This is a genomic window from Roseateles sp. (genome assembly GCF_036404855.1).
GTDB lineage: Bacteria > Pseudomonadota > Gammaproteobacteria > Burkholderiales > Burkholderiaceae_C > Pelomonas.
In genome coordinates this window covers 1-16,892 of sequence record NZ_DASWYS010000248.1, presented here as the reverse complement: position 1 = coordinate 16,892, position 16,892 = coordinate 1, and the positions used below count along the sequence as shown (strand labels likewise).

Sequence of the window (16,892 nt, the reverse complement as noted above, 5' to 3'; positions counted from 1 at the left end):
CGGTCCTGGGAATTGCGTCGTTCGACCGACTTGGCCTGCCCCGACTCTCCTGACCTCAAGCTCTCGAACCGCCTGGTGCGGACCCGCATGCCAGGTGGTGTGGCAGGGGCGCCTCCTCAAGGAGGCCCCCTATGCCGATCTGCATCTGCCCCCGCCTTCCTTGGCGCCCGCCGCGAGCGCTCACCAACGCAACGGCAACGCGCTTGCGGTCACTGTGCTTGGGAGATCTAGCCCGCATGCAATACCTGCACCGCGATTTCCCGAGCCTGCGCAACCGAGAATCCCTGCGCCTGGTCGATCACCCGCGTCTCCACGATGAAGAGCAGCCTTCGGGCGTGCCCCGGCCTAGTTGGACATGAACCTTGGCAGGCCGAGAGCCTTCTCCGTATTCCGGGGGACGCGAGCATCCAGTTCAGCACGGTGAGCGATCCAGTGCTCATGAGCACCGACGGCGGTCCCGCACGAGCGGCACCTTTGCGTTTGCGGTCGCTCGCGTTGCTGAAATCAGCGCCCGAAACCAGCCTTTCAACGTGTATCCCACCCGTTGCCGTAGCGGTTTGGCCCTGAGTTACATGCATCAGCATGCCCAGCGGCTTCTCTCTCCAAAGAACCAGCCAGCCGTCAATAGAACGACGGATGGCGAATTGCCTTTGCTAGCCAAATATCAATCAAGCATAGAGGTCTAATCTTCGCCTAGACAGGACCAATGGTTTTGGCCACCGACGCCGGACGGTACTTCAGCATAGCCTTCGCAAAGCGTGGATCGACGACATAACCTGTGTTGAAGCGGCTCCACTCGGTCGGCGATCTACCGTCAATCAAGAAGAAGACACCTGGTGCCAAGGCGATCTGGTCCTTAGTGAGGGACTTGGCCAGCGCCAGCGCGTCAGGCGCCCAGGGAAAGCGTGCCCATAAGTAGAGGGAATGCGTCGGCACGCAGAAGAGCTCCGCACCCAGCCCCGTCAGGATCTTGACCGCATGACGGGTCTCCCTCGCCACCTGTTCGTGCAGGCTCGCCAGGAAACGCGGGTGCTCGGGCGACCCCAGCACGGCGTCAACGACGCGCTCGGCGTACTCGGGGTTGCTGACGTGGATCAGCATCTTGAGGTCGGCCAGCCGCTCGACCAGCCCCTGCTCCGCGGCGATGAAACCGACTCGCAGCGCTGGCCCGATGGTCTTCGTGACGCTGCCGATGTAAACCGTGCGCCGCAACTGGTCCAACGTGCATAGACGCATGGCTCCGGCGGGCTTCAGGTCGCCGGCTGCATCGTTCTCGACGATGGTGATGCCATGGCGTTCGGCGATCTGCAGGAGTCGATAGGCCTTGGCCGGCGAGGTGTCGGAGCCTGTGGGGTTATGGCCGATCGACTGGGTGAAGAAGGTCCTGGCCCCGCTGGTTGCGGCCAGTTGCTCGAAGGCGTCGACATTTGGTCCGTCGGCCTGGCGCGGCACGCCGACTGCCTTGACACCATGCAGCGCCAACTTGCCGTACAGCGGGTAGTAGCCCGGCTCATCGACCAGGGCCGCGTCTCCCGGCCGCATCGTGCCGCGAACCACCAGGTCCATCGCCTCGTTGGCTCCCAGCGTCAGCAGGATCTGATTCGACGGGGCAACTATGCCCAGTGCATGCAGCCGTCGCTCGAGCGTCTCACGCAGGGGGCGATGGCCGAAGCGGTGCCCGTACTGGAACAGCGCATCCGGCGCGCCGCGCGCGAACCGCTGCCGAATGCGCTCAATGCGAGCGTCGTCGAACCACCGCGCCGGCGGGATGCCATGGCCAATCGCCAGATGCGCCGGGTCGTTGTTCAGCTGCTCGCGCAGGATCCAGACCGTGTCCATCGCGCGGTCGAGCAGATTGGGCTCATCCTCCCTGGCCGCTGACGCGGGTACGGCCCGCACATAAAAGCCCGATCCCCGCCGAGGCTCGACCTCGCCACTGGCCACCAAGCTGTCATAGGCCTCGATGACGGTGTTCTTGGCCAGGCCATGCCGCGCTGCCAGGCTTCGGATCGACGGCAGCCGGTCCCCGGCCACGAACTCACCTGCAGCAATCTGCCGCCTCAGGGTCTGTGCCAAGTCGTCCGTCTTCGAAGTCGGGTTCGCCAAGTGTTTTCCCCTAAGAGTCAGCCATCCGCCGCACCCCCTCGGGATGGTGCGTCGGCCCGACAACTGTTCCCAGACAGTTCCGTAGGTGTCACCATGAAAGTGTACCCATGGAGAGTGCTGCCGCTGAATACAGTTTCTCGATCAAAGCTGGCCCGCTGGCGGCTGCGGCTCGGAGAAATCGCCCATGTCCATAAACTCGAAACCTGCTGGCCAACTGCCCGAGGCCCCGGTTTCCGGCCCCCTCAACGGCGTTGTCGTGCTCGACCTCACCCGGGTCGTCGCCGGCCCCTACTGCACCATGATGCTGGCGGACCAGGGCGCGACGGTCATCAAGATCGAGAGCCCCTCTGATCCCGACTATGTGCGGACCTTCCCGCCCATGCTGGATGCGCCCGGCGAGCCGGCGCTGAGCGGCTTCTTCGCCCAGTACAACCGCCACAAGCTGGGCGTCACCCTCGACCTCAAGAAGTCCGACGGCCGGGCACTCTTTCTCGACATGGTGGCGCGCGCCCACGTCGTGGTGGAGAACTTCCGCCCCGGCACGATGGACCGGCTGGGTCTGGGCTATGCGGCGCTCCGGGAAGTCAATCCCCGGCTGGTGTTCACGGCCATCAGCGGCTTCGGGCAGACGGGACCGTACTCGTCCCGCCCCGCCTTCGACAACACCGCGCAGGCCGCCGGCGGGTTGTGGTCCATGAACGGCTCCCCCGGCAACCCGACACGGGTCGGCACCATCATCGGCGACCTGGCGGCCTCGCTCTACGCGGCCTTCGGCACGCTTGCCGCGTTGCGCCAGGCGGAGCGAACCGGCACCGGCCAGCTCGTGGACATCGCGCAGCAGGATGCTGTACTCACGCTGACCGAGAACGCCGTCGTCGACTACTTCACGACGGGCAAGGTGGCCGCGCCCCTGGGCAATGAACACCCCTTCGTGCGGCCCTACGGGCGCTTTGCATGCCAGGACGGGTACGTCTTCTTCGGTGCCTACACGGACAAATTCTGGCGGGAGGCCTGCACGGCGTTCAACGAGCCGCAATTGGCCGACGACCCCGAGATCGACACCATGCAGAAGCGCTTTGGCACCGAGGTGTACGAGCGGCGTGTCCGCCCCCTGGTCGAGGGCTGGCTCCAGTCGCGGACCAAGGCCGAGCTGGAGGCGCTGGCGGGCGACCGCTTCCCGCTGACAGCGATCAGAAACATCGCCGAGGTGGTCGGCGACCCTCACGTCCGGGCCCGCCACATGCTGACGCAGGTGAAGCACGGCGCTGCAGAAGCCAGCGTCTTCTCGTCGGCCGTACACCTATCGGCAGTCACCCCGCCCACCGACTCACGCGCACCGCTTCTGGGTGAAGACAACGAGGCGGTGTACCGCGGCTGGCTGTCGGTGGACAAGACCAGGTTCGACGCGCTGCGACATGCGGGAGTCCTATCGTGAGCATCGGCTACGACGTCCAGGATCGGGTGGCCCTCATCACATTCGACCGCCCCGCCAAGCTCAATGCCCTCACGCTCTCGATGTACGCGGCGCTTGGCGAGGCCTTCCAGCAGGCCGGAGAAGACCCCCATGTGCGCGCCATAGTGCTGACCGGCGCCGGCAACCGCTCGTTCTGCGTGGGTGCGGACCTGAGCGAATCCATCCCCGCCCTCGCTCGCAACGACATCGACATCTCAGCCTGGGACCCGGCCCACCTGAAGCATGTCAACGTGGACAAGCCCCTCATCGCGGCTATCAACGGCCTGTGCATGGGAGGCGGCTTCGAGATCATGCTGGCGACGGACATCCGCATCGCCAGCGATGCGGCAATCTTCAGCCTGCCCGAGGTCTCGCTGGGCATCGTGCCCGCCGGCGGCACGCTGGCGCGCCTCACGCGGCAAATCTCGCGGGCGCATGCCATGGAGCTGCTGCTGACGGCGGGGCGCTTCAGCGCCGCGGACATGCTGCGCATGGGCGTGGTCAACCGCGTCACACGGCCCAAGGACTGCCTGAACCAGGCGCTCGAGCTCGCCATGGCGGCTGCCCGGCTCAGCCCTATGGCCCTGAGCATCACCAAACGCGCCGTGCGCGAGCTGGCCGATCTGCCGCTGAACCAGGCTTTCGCGCGCGAGGCCGAGCTGGGTCAGTTGGCGTTCACGAGCGACGACGCTCAGCGAGGCCTCCAGGCATTTGCTCGCGGCGAACAGCTGACCTACTGACGCCGCGCCCACCCGCGCCGCTTCCCCCATCGTCCACACAGGAGATAAGCCCTCATGGCTGCCGATTCCCGCCTACCCAATTTCCGAGCCCTCACGCCGCAGCAACGCCTGGCGCATCTGGCCTCGGCCTGCGAGCTCGACAACGACGACCTCACGCTGCTCGGCCAGCCCGGCGCACTGAACATCGACCGCGCCAACGGCATGATCGAGAACGTCATCGGCACCTTCGAGCTGCCCATGGCCGTCGCGGGCAACTTCCAGCTGAACGGGCGGGACGTCATCGTGCCCATGGTGGTGGAGGAGCCCTCTATCGTCGCGGCCGCATCCTTCATGGCCAAGCTGGCCCGCGACTGTGGCGGCTTCGAGACCTCCAGCACCGGACCGCTCATGCGTGCCCAGGTCCAGGTACTGGGCCTCGGCGACCCCTACGGCGCGCGCCAGGCGCTGCTGCGCCAGCGAGCCCGGATCCTCGACGTGGCCAACAGCCGCGACAAAGTGCTGATCGGACTAGGTGGCGGCTGCCGCGACATCGAGGTCCATGTGTTCCCGGATACGGCACGGGGCCCGATGGTCGTGATGCACCTGATCGTCGACGTGCGCGACGCCATGGGCGCCAACACCGTCAACACGATGGCCGAGGCTGTCTCTCCCCTCGTGGAACAGCTGACCGGCGGCACCGTGCGCCTGCGCATCCTGTCGAACCTGGCCGACCTCCGCCTGGCGCGCGCTCGGGTGCGACTGACGGCCGAGGTGCTGAAGACCAAGGAACGGAGCGGCGAGGACATCATCGAAGGCGTCATCGACGCCTACACCTTCGCCGCCGTTGACCCCTACCGGGCCGCCACCCACAACAAGGGCATCATGAACGGCATCGACCCGATCATCGTCGCCACCGGCAACGATTGGCGTGCTGTCGAAGCCGGTGCCCATGCCTATGCCGTGCGCGGTGGCCGCTACACGTCGCTGACGACCTGGGAGAAGGACCGGAGCGGCGCGCTGGTGGGCAGCATCGAGCTGCCGATGCCGGTGGGCCTGGTCGGCGGTGCGACCAAGACGCACCCGCTGGCCCGCCTGGCACTCAAGGTGATGGACGTCAGGTCGGCCCAGGAGCTTGGCGAGGTCTGCGCCGCCGTGGGCCTGGCCCAGAACCTCGGCGCATTGCGCGCGCTGGCAACCGAGGGCATACAGCGCGGCCACATGGCACTGCACGCCCGCAACATCGCGCTGGTGGCGGGGGCCGTGGGCGACGAGATCGACGCCGTGGCCAGGCGGCTCGCCGCCGAGCACGACGTCCGCACGGACCGCGCCGTCGCCATCCTCGAAGAGCTGCGCGGGCGCTGAGCCCACGCGATGCCCGCGAACCGGAGGCAGACATGGACGTCGTGAAGATCGTCGAGGTGGGTCCCCGCGACGGGCTGCAGAACGAGACGCGCCCCATCGGCGTCGACATCAAGCTGGGCCTGATCGAACGGCTCGCGGCGGCCGGCTTGGCGCACATCGAGGCTGCCAGCTTCGTGTCGCCCCGCTGGGTGCCGCAGATGGCTGGCAGCGACGAGCTGATGCGGCGCTTGCCGCGCGCAGCGGGCATCCACTACAGCGCCCTCACGCCCAACCTGAAGGGGCTGGAAGCCGCGCTGGCCGCGGGATGCAAGGAGGTGGCGGTGTTCGGCGCCGCATCGGAGACCTTCTCACAGCGCAACATCAACTGCTCCATCGCCGAGAGCTTGCAGCGGTTCGGCGCCGTCGCCGAACATGCGCAGGCCCATGGGATGCGTGTGCGCGGCTATGTATCGTGCGTGCTCGGCTGCCCTTACGAGGGCGACGTCGAACCGGCCCAGGTTGCCGCGCTGGCCCGGCAGATGCTCGACATGGGCTGCCATGAAGTGGCACTGGGCGACACCATCGGCAAAGGCAATCCCCGCACGACCCGTGCACTGCTCGACGCCTGCCTGCGCAACATCCTGCCCGCGCAGTTGGCGGGCCATTTCCACGACACCTTCGGCATGGCCATCGCCAATATCAGCAGTGCGTTGGAGTTGGGCCTGCGGACCTTCGACAGCTCGGTCGCCGGCCTCGGCGGCTGCCCGTACGCGCCTGGCGCCTCGGGCAACGTCCCGACCGAGGACGTGGTCTACCTGATGGAGGGCCTCGGCTTCCCGACGGGCATCGACATGAAGCTGCTGCTGGACGCCGGTGACTACATCAACGCGCAGCTCGGCCGGACGCCCACCTCCCGGGTCCGGCAGGCGCTGCGCGCCGATTGCGCCGCTGCGGGCTGAAACCGGCCCGCGGCCCCGCATCATTCCTACTGGCGGCGTGGCCGGGCTTCGGAGACGATGACGGCCATGGCACGGAATCTGCAAATGCATGCGCAAGGAAGTTTCATGAACCTCAGCGATCGCACCATCGAAGAGATGCTCTACTGTGCCGACCAGCCCGCGGAAGCCATCCGCTGGCGAGGCACCACGCAGTCCGACGGCTGGCGCGAACCGCTCAAGTCGGGCCAGGGCTTCCGCCATCGGTATGGCGAAGGCGTCGGCGACGGCGGCTGGGAGTTCCACCAGCTCAACGACGCCCTGTCGGTGGCGGTCGTCGACTTTCGCGCCGCATGCCCGATCTCGCGCTCGCACCGCCACGACGATCACCTCGTGTTCTGCGCGATGCTGGAAGGCCGCAGCACCATCTCCGCGGGCGACGACCCCATCGGCGACGACCTGGCGCACGGCTTCTGCACCTATTTTGGCCTGTCGCGCGGCGACGCGGTGCACACCGTCTACGAGGCCAACCGCCCGCTGCGCTACGTGTCCATCTTCCTGCGCTGCGACCGCATACAGGATGTGCTGGGCATCGACGTCGACGCGCTGCCGGCCATCTTCCGCGACTACATCCACCACCGCACGCCCATCGGGCTGAGCCACGTGCCGCTGGGCAGCGGCGCCAGCATCGCGGCCACGCAGGTGTTCGAGTGCCCCTACGAGGGCGAACTGCGGCGGCTCTACCTCATTGCCAAGGCCCTGGAGATCGTCTGCTCGGTGATCCAGTCCCATGCCGAGGACGTCGATGCCAACGGCCCCATGCTGCGCCGCACCGACATCGAGAAGATCAAGCTCGCGCGCCAGCTCATCGAGACCAACCTCGACGAGCCCCTAAGCGTGGCCGATCTGGCCGCCACGGTCGGCATGACCGTCAAGAAGCTGCAGCACGGTTTCCAAGTGCTGTTCCGCGGCAGCGTCGGGCAGGTCTACAAGCAGGTCCGCCTGTCGAAGGCGATGGTGCTGGTGAGCAAGAGCGACATGTCGATGCTCGACATCGCCATCGAATGCGGCTACGAATGCCCGGGCAGCTTCGCGCGGGCCTTCAAGCTGGCCTACGGCTCCAGCCCCACGCTGGTCCGCACGAGCACGCTGCCGCGCAACGTCGGTGAGTCGGCCTTCGCCCAGGCAGGCTGACGCCCCAGGGCTCAGTGGCGGCGCCAGCCCCGCATGCGTGCCGGCACATGACGCTGCAGGACGCCGGGGTGACGCTGCAGCGCCTGCTGCACCCGGGCGGCATCCGCGCCGCGCAATTGCGTGTCCAGGAACGCCAGCACCAGGTCGCTCACGGCCGACAGTGCCTCCCGGCCGTCGATCTCGCCCACGCGGGCATCGCGCTTGTCGCCGCCCAGCAGCGCGGCAAAGTCGGTGAAGCCCATGTGCCGGCTGCCCACCAGGCGCACGCGCACCACCGCCGGGTCGCCGCCCGCCGATTGCCACGGTTCGTAGGCCAGGTCATTGGGGCTGAAATCCGCGTCCCGCGACTGCCCCTTGAACAGGCCATAGCGCGTCCAGTCGCTCAGCAGCAGCAGCAGCGGTCGGCCCACCGGCGCATCGAACAGCTCGGGATCGAAGTTCTGCCCGTCCAGGTTCACCGCGGCCCGACACTCCTTCAGCCGCCTGCAGGCCGTGGCCGACGTGGCGCCGCCAAAGGACATGCCCGCAAAGGCCAGGCGCGAGCGGTCGGCCGAGGCCAGCACCTCGCGCATCGCCTCCGGCTCGTGGCCGTCGATGATTGCGCGCGCCACGGCCAGCGTGTCGGCGCGCCATTCGGCCAGCGAGCGGCCGATGCGGGACCGCGCAATCGATTCGGCATAGACACCGAGCGCCCGGCGCCGGTCGACCAGATCGGCCCCATTCACGAGCGTGTCGAAGGCCGGCGCGAAGCGCGCGTCGTCCTTCGCCACCGAGAAGTTGGGGGGGATGACGCGGCCGTCCTGGAGCCGCTGGTCGGCCGCATCCAGCGGATGCGCGGTCGACACGACGATGTAGCCGTGGCTCGCCAAGCGCGCGGCGAGCGCGCTGTTCTGCTCGGGATACAGCAGCAGGCCGTGGCTGAAGACGACGACGGGGAAGGCGCCCGGGCCACGCAGCGGGTGCGCGCCGGCCCGCGCCGCGACACGCGCCGCGGCAATCGGCTTCAGGTCATCCTCGCTGAAGCCGAAGGTGCGCCCCAGCGCCGCCAGCGTGGTGGCCGCCGCGTCCGGGTCGAGGTAGGCCGCATCGCCGCCAGCGCCTTTCTCGGCCGGATACCACACCAGGCTCGGCAGCCGCCGCGGCCCGCTGTCCGGCGCCTCGACATTCAGGCGGCGGGTGTCGTCGACGAACTCCCCGCGGATCACGCCGACGCCGAAGGCGCCGTCCGGCGCCGGCAAGCCCGGTGCGGCGCCTGCCGCGAGCGCCGCCAGCAAGATGAGACTGACAAGCGCTGAGCGGACGGGCATGGCGGACTCCTTGGGCAAATCAGGCCACTCAGAAGCGCCAGTTCAGCGACGCGTTGTAGCTGCGCGGCGCGGCGTAGTAACTGGCGGCGTAGAGGCTGGCGATGTACTTCTTGTCGCCGATGTTATTGATGTTGGCACGCAGTGTCAGGCCCGGCTGGATCTCCCAGGAGGCGAACGCGTTGAGCACGCCGTACTTGGACTGGCGAACGATGAACTTGCTGTAGACGTCCTCGTTGAACGTACCGCTCTGCCAGCGCGCGTTGACGCCCAGCGACAGGCTGGGCACGCTCGGCACGCGGGTGGACAGCGTCAGGTTGAGCAGGTGGCGCGGCACCCAGGGATAGGCCTCGCCGCCGACCAGCCCGATCGTCCCGGACATCCTCGACATGTTCAGGTGCGTGTAGCCCAGCACCAGGTCGGTGTCGCGGCTGATCTTGCCGGCGGCCTCCAGTTCGAGGCCGCGGGCGCGGATGTCGACGGGCAGGTAGTAGCCGAACGCGTAGCCTTCCAGGAACTTCGTGCCGGCGTAGGTCGCCAGCCCCTGCTGCTTGGCATCGAAGATCGCAGCCGTCGTCAGCAGGCGCTTGTCCAGCCACTCGGCTTTCACGCCGATCTCGTAGTTGGTGCCCTTGCTGGCCTCCGAGTACTGGCGGAACTCATTGAGCTGCTCCTGCGGCTGGAAGATGTACGAGTAGTTCGCGTAGCCCATCACCGACGGGGTGAAGTCGTAGCTCATGCCGACGTAGGGGCTGGTGTTGGTCACGGTCTGGCTGAACGGCGCCGCCGCGGCGTCGATGCCTTCGCGGTGGTACTGCGTCCAGTTGACGCCGAGGATGGCATGCAGGTCGGTCGCCACGGACAGCCGCGTCACGCCGTAGGCTCGCTTGATGCGTTGGTCCAGCGAGGTGTAGAAGACGCTCCCGCCCCAGGTCGGCTCGGGGATCGCATTGCCGGCGTACGGAAACGCGGGCAGCGCGCCGAAGGCCGGGCCGGCGAAGGACGTCGGGTTGTAGTGCTCGACGCTCTTGCTGCTGGACCAGTTGACGCCGAACGTCGCCTCATGCCGGCGGCCCAGCGCCATGAACTTGCCGTTGATGGACAGGTCGAACAGGTCGGCGCTGCTGGACGAATTGCTCTTGTACGCCCAGCCCGTCAGGCCCGTGTGGGTCGTCGGGTTCAGGCCGGTGACAGAGTAGGCCATGAACAGCGCCGAGTCGTTGTCGGAGCTGCGGTAGTTGTACGAGGCCTTCGCACGCCAGTCGCTCGAGAGGTCGTGCGTGTACTCGACGAAGCCGGTCTGCGTCTTCGTGTTCCAGTAGGTCCAGTCCTGCGTCGCTGAGGCACTGCGGTCCCACTCCAACTGCTTGCCCGAGTTGTCGACGAAGGTCAGCTGGCCCCACATGTTGCCGGTCGTGTCCGCCTGCTGGCGCGAGAAGCCGACGGACAGCACGCCATGGTCGCCGATCTGCCCGTCCACCACGCCGTAGACGAAGTTGCGGTCCTTCTCGAAGTCGCGCAGGTGCGAGCCGCCCTCCTCGCGCGCCGCTACCACGCGGCCGGCCCAGCTGCCGTCGGCGGTCAGCGGCGTGGAGTAGTCGCCCTCGATGCGCTTGGTGTCCCACGAGCCATAGCTCACGCCCACCGAGCCGGTGGTGTTGTTGGTCGGGCGCTTGCGCACGTAGTTGATCGTGCCCGACGCGTTGCCGGTGCCCGTGAGCAGGCCGTTGGCGCCGCGGATCACTTCCAGCTTCTCGTAGCCGAAGCTGTCCATCGCGCCCGTCACCGCGCCCCAGCCATTGGGCATGCCGACGCCGTCGATCTGCGTGTTCTTGATCTCGAAGCCGCGCGCCACGAAGCGCGTCAGGTTGGTCTGGATCTGCTCGACCCGCACGCCGGTGGTCAACCGCAACGCGTCGTTGACGTCGGTGACGCCGAACTTCGAAAGCTGCTCCTGCGTGATGAAGCTGATCGACTGCGGCGTGTCCTTGGCCTCCAGGTCGAGGTTGGTCGCGCCGCTGCTGACGCGGTTCACGCGCGCGCCGGTCACGGTCACCGTGTCCAGGTTCGTCCTCGACGAATCCGCCTCACCCCGCGGGGCGGGCGCTTCCGTGCCGCTGGCGGCGGTCTGCGCGAACGTGGGAGTCACCATGAATGCCAGGGCAATGGCGGTCGACATCTTCTTGCGGACGGGGTAGGTCATCTGGGTTTCGATGAGTGGTTGAGTTTTGACACGACTGTGACAACATGCGCCGCGGAATGATTGGCGGATCGAAGCACCCACTTAGCCATTCGATGCCGACGCATCCGCTTCCTGCTGCTCAACCTCGGCGCGCATGTGGCGCGCCGCCATGAAGAATCCCACGAACGACACAACCGATCCGCCCGTCGCCGCCAGCAGGGCGTAGCGCAAGGCATCGGTGCCCAACGACGGCGTCAACAGGTCGCTGGCGATGCCGACGAACTGCGGCCCCAGACCGAGCCCGACGATGTTGTCGATGAGGATCAGCGTGGCCACCGCCGTGGCGCGGCTGCGCACCGGCACCAGTTGCTGGATCAGCGTGATCGTCGGGCCGATGAAGGCCGCCGTCAGCGACAGCGGCACGACGGCAGCCGCCAGCGCCAGCCCCGTGTCCGGCGCGAGGAAGCAGATCGGCGCCAGCGGCAGCGGCGCCAGCGCGGCGAGGGCCGGCACCCATGAGTACCAGCGCCGGTCGCGGCGGCCGAGCCGGTCGGCGAGATGGCCGGCGAAGTAGGTCGCCAGGCCACCGCAGACGCCGATGAGCAGTGCCATCGCCAGGCCGATCTCGCGCGTCGACATGCCGTGGCTGCGCGACAGGAACAGCGGGAAGAAGCTGCTCAGCGAGTAGGCGGTGAAGCAGGTCGTGCAGGCGCCGAACGCCGTCCAGCGGAAGGCGCGGCTGCGCCAGAGCTGGCGCATCACCGTGCCGAGCGGCACCGCGCCGGCCTGGGCGGCCCGGCCGTCGTGCGCACCGCGCGCCGGATTGCGCACCGTGGTGAGCAGGATGACGGTCAACACCAGCCCCGGCAGGCCCGCGACGATGAAGGCGGTGCGCCAGCCCCAGGCCTGCGCGATCGCACCGCCGGCGGCGAAGGCCACCAGCACCCCGAGGTTGGCGCCGGTCGCGTAGACGGCCTGCGCCCTCGCCCGCTTCTGCGGCGGGTACATGTCGGTGATCATGGTCTGCGACGCCGGGCCGGTGCCGGCCTCGCCAACACCCGTGAGCACTCGTGCCACCGCGAGCTGCCAGAACTGCGTCACCAGGCCGCAGACCATGGTCATCGCTGAGAACAACGCTAGCGAGACCGCGATCAGGCGCCGCCGGTCCACCCGGTCGGCGAGCAGCGCCAGCGGCAGGCCCATCGTCGCGTAGAACAGCGCGAAGGTCGGGCCGACCAGCAAGCCGAGCGCGCTGTCCGACAGCCCGAACTCGGCCTTCACCTGCGGCAGCAGGATGGGCAGGATCTGCCGGTCGATGAAGTTGACGAGGTAGATCGACGTGAGGATGCCCAGCGTCCAGCCGCGGCCGCCGATGAACGACTCGCGGGCCTCCAGGGAAGCAGGGGCCTGGCTCATTTGCACAACTCTTCGATCAACCGGTCCATGAACGACTCGCCGGCGGCGAGTTGCGCGATCTCGATGAACTCGTCGGGCTGATGCGCCTGCGCGATCCAGCCCGGGCCGCACACGACCGTGGGCAGCACCGCCAGCTCGAACAAGCCGGCCTCCGTCACGAAGGACGCGGCCTGGCGGTCGGCGCGGTCGATGAGCTTGGACACCAGCTCCAGCGCCGGCGCCCCTTCCACGCCCGTCAGCGCGGGCACGTTCGACAGCGTCTCCGTGGTGATCGAGCAGTCCGGGAAGCGCGCCTGCATCGACGCTTCCAGCTGCGTCGCATAGTCCAGCACCTCGGCCACGACGGCCTGGGCCTGGGCCGGCGTCGTCGCGCGGACGTCCCAGATGAACTCGCACTTGCCGGCCAGGATGTTCGGCGCGGTGCCGCCCTGCACCAGCCCCACAGTGACCGTCGTGTGCGGCGGCTCGAAGCCGTTGGCGGGCGGGGCCGTGCGGGTCAGGCGCTCGCAGATCTCGGTGATGCGCGCCATCAGCTTCGCGGCCACCATGTTGGCACTGATGCCCAGGTGCGTCTGGCTCGAATGCGCCTCATGGCCGCGCACGGTGGTGCGCAGCCCCACGATGCCCTTATGCCGGTCCACGATGTTCATGCCCGTCGGCTCGCCGACGATGACGAGGGCGGGCCGGGGCACCTGGGCGAGCATGGCTTCGATCAGCGCCGGCGCGCCGAGCAGGCCGACTTCCTCGTCATAGGACAGCGCGAAGTGCACCGGCCGCTTCAGGGGCGCGCCCAGCATCGCGGGCACGCGCGACAGCCCGGTCGCGATGAAGCCCTTCATGTCCACCGCGCCACGGCCGTACAGCTTGCCGTCCCGCTCGGTCAGGGTCCACGGGTCGCTGCTCCAGGGCTGGCCGTCGATGGGCACGACGTCGGTATGCCCCGACAGCACGACGCCGCCCGGCAATTCCGGGCCGATCGAGAACAGCAGGTTCGCCTTGCCACCGTCGGCACTGGTGACGCGCGTGGACGGCACGCCCAGTTGGCCGAGCCAGGATTCGACGTCGTCGATCAACGCCAGGTTGGAGTTTCGCGAGGTCGTGTCGAACGCAACCAGCCGTTCGAGCCATTGGCGCGCGCTGTCGGGGGTTCCTGAAGAAAGACGGGCCACAAGCAGTCCTGATATTGAGGGCTCGGTCAGCATATGGGGGCCCCGCTGCATCGGGGATGCCGAACCGGGCTGCGGCTTAGCGAAAACGCGCAGCCGCGACGCCCGGTCTGGCGAAGCGCCATGCCGCTTTGGCGAAGCCCGGCCACGGAGCCTTGGTTAGGCTTACGCGATGTCCACCTCACGCACGACCCCTTCCCCGCGGGCCCGCCTCGTTGCCTGGCTGCGCAAGACCCATGGCTGGATCGGCCTGTGGGGCGCGACGCTGGGCCTGCTGTTCGGCTTCAGCGGCATCTGGCTGAACCACCGCTCGGTCCTCCCGCTGCACCCTGCCGCCGAACGCCAGGAAAGCCGCCTCGCGCTCCAGGGCACGCCGCCGGCCGACGCCCAGGCCATGGCCGCCTGGCTGCAGCAGGCCCTGGGGGGCCTGGCCGCGCCCACCAGCGTGCGCATCGAGAAGTCCCGGCCGGTGCCCTGGGCGGACGACGGCGCCGCAGACGCCTCCGCCGCCACGCAGCCCGAACACTGGACTTTCAACTTCTACGCGCCGCAGCTGCTGATCCAGGCCGACTACTGGGTCGGCAACCGCGCGGTCAGCGTGCGCCGCACCGAGAACGGGGTGGTTGCCACGCTGGCCAACGTGCACAAGGGCGTGGGCATGCAGGTGCCGTGGATCCTGCTGGTCGACACGCTGGCCGGCAGCATGATCCTGCTGTCGCTGTCGGGCCTGTCGCTGTGGATGCTGACGCGGCGCACGCGCACGCTGGGCCTGGCGTTCCTCGGCCTGTCCATCGCCACCGCGGCAGGGCTGGCCTTCGCGCTTTAGCCGGCCCTGCCCGTTCTGGCTAAACCCGGCGCTGCTTTGGCGAAGAACGCCCGGCGCGGAGTGCGTAGCCTTGCGGCATGAAATCCACGCTGCTCGCAACGCTTGTCTTCGCCGGACTGATATCGGTCGGCCTCCCCCTAACAGCTGCCGCCGAAGAGCCGGCAGCCGCCTCGGCCTTTCACTGGAGCTCCGGCGCCGTGTTCGGCACCAGCCGCATGTTTCGCGGCCAGCAGCAGACGGACGGCCATGCCGCCATCAGCGCCGAGGTGAAGCTGGCCCACGACACCGGCGCGTATGCGGGCATCTGGGCCGGCAGCCTCAACCTCGGGCCGGGCACCGACACCAAGGCCGAGATCGACTACTTCGTCGGCTGGGGCCAGCGCTACGGCGCGTGGAGCGTCAACACCGGCTACCTGTACCGGCAGCGTCCGTCCAGCAGCCTGTCCCTCGACTTCCAGGAAGTGCTCGCGTCGGCCGTCTACGACTTCGGTCCGGTGCGGACCGGCGTCGGCATCTACTACTCCTGGGACTACTTCCAGGGCGGCAACTCGACCTACACCTACACCAACCTGCGCGTGCCCTTCGGTCCCGTGAAGGGCGCGCAGGTGACGGGCTCCGTCGCAGTGGGCCACCACGACTTCAGCAACCGGGCGGTCGGCAATTACAACGACATCGACCTGCGGCTGATCGCACGCAGCGGCTCCTTGCAGTACTCCATCGGCTACAGCAACACCGACGTGAAAGCCTCGCAGTCGGGCTTGCTGACTCGCGACAGGGCCGGTGGGCGGGCACGCGCCGAAGTTCTGGTGATGTTCTGAGGGCCATCGCATGACCACGGAACTGACCCTGACCGACGCCCTCACTCTGGGCCGCCTCGACGCGCACGACCAGGCGCGCCTGGTGCGCGACGGCGCGCTGCCCGCCGAGGCCCTCGTGGAAGCGGCGCTGCTACGCATCGACGCCGTCGAACCCGCACTGCAGTCGATGAGCCACCGCGCCGACGCCCTCGCGCGCCGCGAACTGCTCACGCTGCCCGTCGCGGCGCCGATGCGCGGCGTGCCCTGGCTGCCCAAGGACTCGCTGGACTACCCCGGCATGCCCACGACGTCCTGCTCGCGCAGCCGCACGGGCCGCACCATCGAGCGCGGCTACCCCTACACGGACCGCCTGCAGCAGGCCGGCCTCGTCGCCGTTGGCAAGACGTCCATGCCCGAGTTCGGCCTGCTCGCCTCCACCGAGCCGCTCGCCGGCCCGGTCACGCGCAATCCCTGGTCGGTGACCCACTCGCCGGCCGGCTCCAGCGGCGGTGCCGGCGCCGCCGTAGCCGCTGGCCTCGTGCCGCTCGCGCAGGGCAGCGACGGTGGCGGCTCCATCCGCACGCCGGCCGCCTGCTGCGGCATCGTCGGCCTCAAGCCCGGGCGCGACAGCACCGTGCGCGTGCGGGCGCGCCATGCCATCGAGGACCTGCTCGTCAGCGACAGCCTGATGTCCCGCAGCGTGCGCGACACCGCCTGGGGCTTCGCCGCCGCGCATCGCGACCCCGCACGGCCCGTGGTGAAGCAGTCCTCGCCGGCCCGGCTGCGCATCGCCGTGATCGACCACGGCCTACGCGGCCAGCGCCCGCATGCCGACGTCGTCGACGCGGTGCGCCGCACGGCCGACCTGTGCGAATCTCTCGGCCACCACGTGCAGGCCGCGACCTGGCCGGTCGACGGCGACGCGGTGCTCAGCGCCTTCGAGGACCTGTGGAGCCACCTCAGCGCCGACAGCGTCGACGCGGTCCGCTCGTCCATCGGCGGCCACCGGATTCAGGACTATCTGGAACCCTGGACGCTGGCCCTCGCCGAACGCGCCAACGGCCTGCCCACATCGGCGCTGGAGCACATCTACCGCCAGTTCGCCAAGCTGCCCAGCCAGCTGAGCGGCTTCTTCCAGCAGTTCGACGTGCTGTTGTCGCCCGTGCTCGGCGCGCCGCCGCCGCTGCTGGGCCGGTACGGGCCGAGCGCGCCGGCCGCGACGCTGCTGAGCGACATGTTCGAGTGGATCGCCTACACGCCGCTGCACAACGTGGCCGGCATCCCGGCCATCTCGCTGCCGCTGTTCCACAGCCGCGAGGGCCTGCCCATCGGCAGCATGTTCTCGGCCGACCGGCACCAGGAGGACCGCCTGCTGGCCCTCGCTTACGAAATCGAAACCGCCTGCCCCTGGGCCGACCGCTGGCCCGCACTCAACGCAGTCGGCCTCGCCTCC

Annotated in this window: 13 protein-coding genes; 8 read left to right on the top strand and 5 right to left on the bottom strand. The window is 68.6% G+C overall.

Annotated elements, in window-relative coordinates; genetic code table 11:
• Positions 1-693 precede the first annotated feature (693 nt).
• On the bottom strand, positions 694-2,169 hold the full coding sequence (locus tag VGF12_RS16450) for a PLP-dependent aminotransferase family protein (RefSeq protein WP_331177127.1): 1,476 nt from the start codon (positions 2,167-2,169) through the stop codon (positions 694-696).
• 121 nt (positions 2,170-2,290) lie between these two features.
• On the opposite strand from VGF12_RS16450, the gene VGF12_RS16445 reads away from it, so the two are divergent.
• The 5 genes from VGF12_RS16445 to VGF12_RS16425 all read left to right on the top strand — a co-directional run bounded on the left by VGF12_RS16445 (position 2,291) and on the right by VGF12_RS16425 (position 7,748).
• Positions 2,291-3,541 (top strand): CoA transferase, encoded by a 1,251-nt coding sequence (locus tag VGF12_RS16445; protein WP_331177126.1) that lies wholly within the window; start codon positions 2,291-2,293, stop codon positions 3,539-3,541.
• Complete coding sequence (locus VGF12_RS16440) at positions 3,538-4,299, top strand: enoyl-CoA hydratase/isomerase family protein (protein ID WP_331177125.1); 762 nt, start codon at positions 3,538-3,540, stop codon at positions 4,297-4,299. Before VGF12_RS16445 ends, VGF12_RS16440 begins: the two co-directional genes overlap by 4 nt.
• A 54-nt stretch (positions 4,300-4,353) precedes the next feature.
• Positions 4,354-5,640, top strand: coding sequence for a hydroxymethylglutaryl-CoA reductase, degradative (locus VGF12_RS16435; protein WP_331177124.1), 1,287 nt, complete (start codon positions 4,354-4,356; stop codon positions 5,638-5,640).
• A 32-nt stretch (positions 5,641-5,672) separates the two neighbouring features.
• Complete coding sequence (locus VGF12_RS16430) at positions 5,673-6,578, top strand: hydroxymethylglutaryl-CoA lyase (RefSeq protein ID WP_331177123.1); 906 nt, start codon at positions 5,673-5,675, stop codon at positions 6,576-6,578.
• 105 nt (positions 6,579-6,683) lie between these two features.
• The gene (locus VGF12_RS16425) at positions 6,684-7,748 is read left to right on the top strand and encodes an AraC family transcriptional regulator (RefSeq protein ID WP_331177122.1); all 1,065 of its coding nucleotides are present in this window, start codon (positions 6,684-6,686) and stop codon (positions 7,746-7,748) included.
• 11 nt (positions 7,749-7,759) lie between these two features.
• On the opposite strand, the gene VGF12_RS16420 is transcribed toward VGF12_RS16425, so the two are convergent.
• From VGF12_RS16420 to argE, 4 genes are all read right to left on the bottom strand, one after another.
• Positions 7,760-9,055 carry a hypothetical protein gene (locus VGF12_RS16420; protein ID WP_331177121.1) on the bottom strand — a complete coding sequence of 432 codons (1,296 nt, stop codon included), beginning with the start codon at positions 9,053-9,055 and terminating at the stop codon, positions 7,760-7,762.
• Positions 9,056-9,083: 28 nt separating this feature from the next.
• Positions 9,084-11,255: a TonB-dependent siderophore receptor gene (locus VGF12_RS16415; protein ID WP_331177120.1), complete on the bottom strand. Its 2,172-nt coding sequence runs from the start codon at positions 11,253-11,255 to the stop codon at positions 9,084-9,086.
• 81 nt (positions 11,256-11,336) lie between these two features.
• The gene (locus tag VGF12_RS16410; RefSeq protein ID WP_331177119.1) at positions 11,337-12,650 is read right to left on the bottom strand and encodes an MFS transporter; all 1,314 of its coding nucleotides are present in this window, start codon (positions 12,648-12,650) and stop codon (positions 11,337-11,339) included.
• Positions 12,647-13,819 (bottom strand): acetylornithine deacetylase, encoded by a 1,173-nt coding sequence (argE, locus tag VGF12_RS16405; RefSeq protein WP_331177118.1) that lies wholly within the window; start codon positions 13,817-13,819, stop codon positions 12,647-12,649. Before argE ends, VGF12_RS16410 begins: the two co-directional genes overlap by 4 nt.
• 169 nt (positions 13,820-13,988) lie before the next feature.
• Between argE and VGF12_RS16400 the strand changes: the two genes are divergently transcribed.
• The 3 genes from VGF12_RS16400 to VGF12_RS16390 form a co-directional block, all read left to right on the top strand.
• Positions 13,989-14,642 (top strand): PepSY-associated TM helix domain-containing protein, encoded by a 654-nt coding sequence (locus VGF12_RS16400; protein WP_331177117.1) that lies wholly within the window; start codon positions 13,989-13,991, stop codon positions 14,640-14,642.
• A 77-nt stretch (positions 14,643-14,719) separates the two neighbouring features.
• The gene (locus tag VGF12_RS16395; protein ID WP_331177116.1) at positions 14,720-15,460 is read left to right on the top strand and encodes a TorF family putative porin; all 741 of its coding nucleotides are present in this window, start codon (positions 14,720-14,722) and stop codon (positions 15,458-15,460) included.
• 10 nt (positions 15,461-15,470) lie between these two features.
• The coding region (locus VGF12_RS16390) for an amidase family protein (RefSeq protein WP_331177115.1) at positions 15,471-16,892 on the top strand (1,422 nt) is incomplete at its 3' end.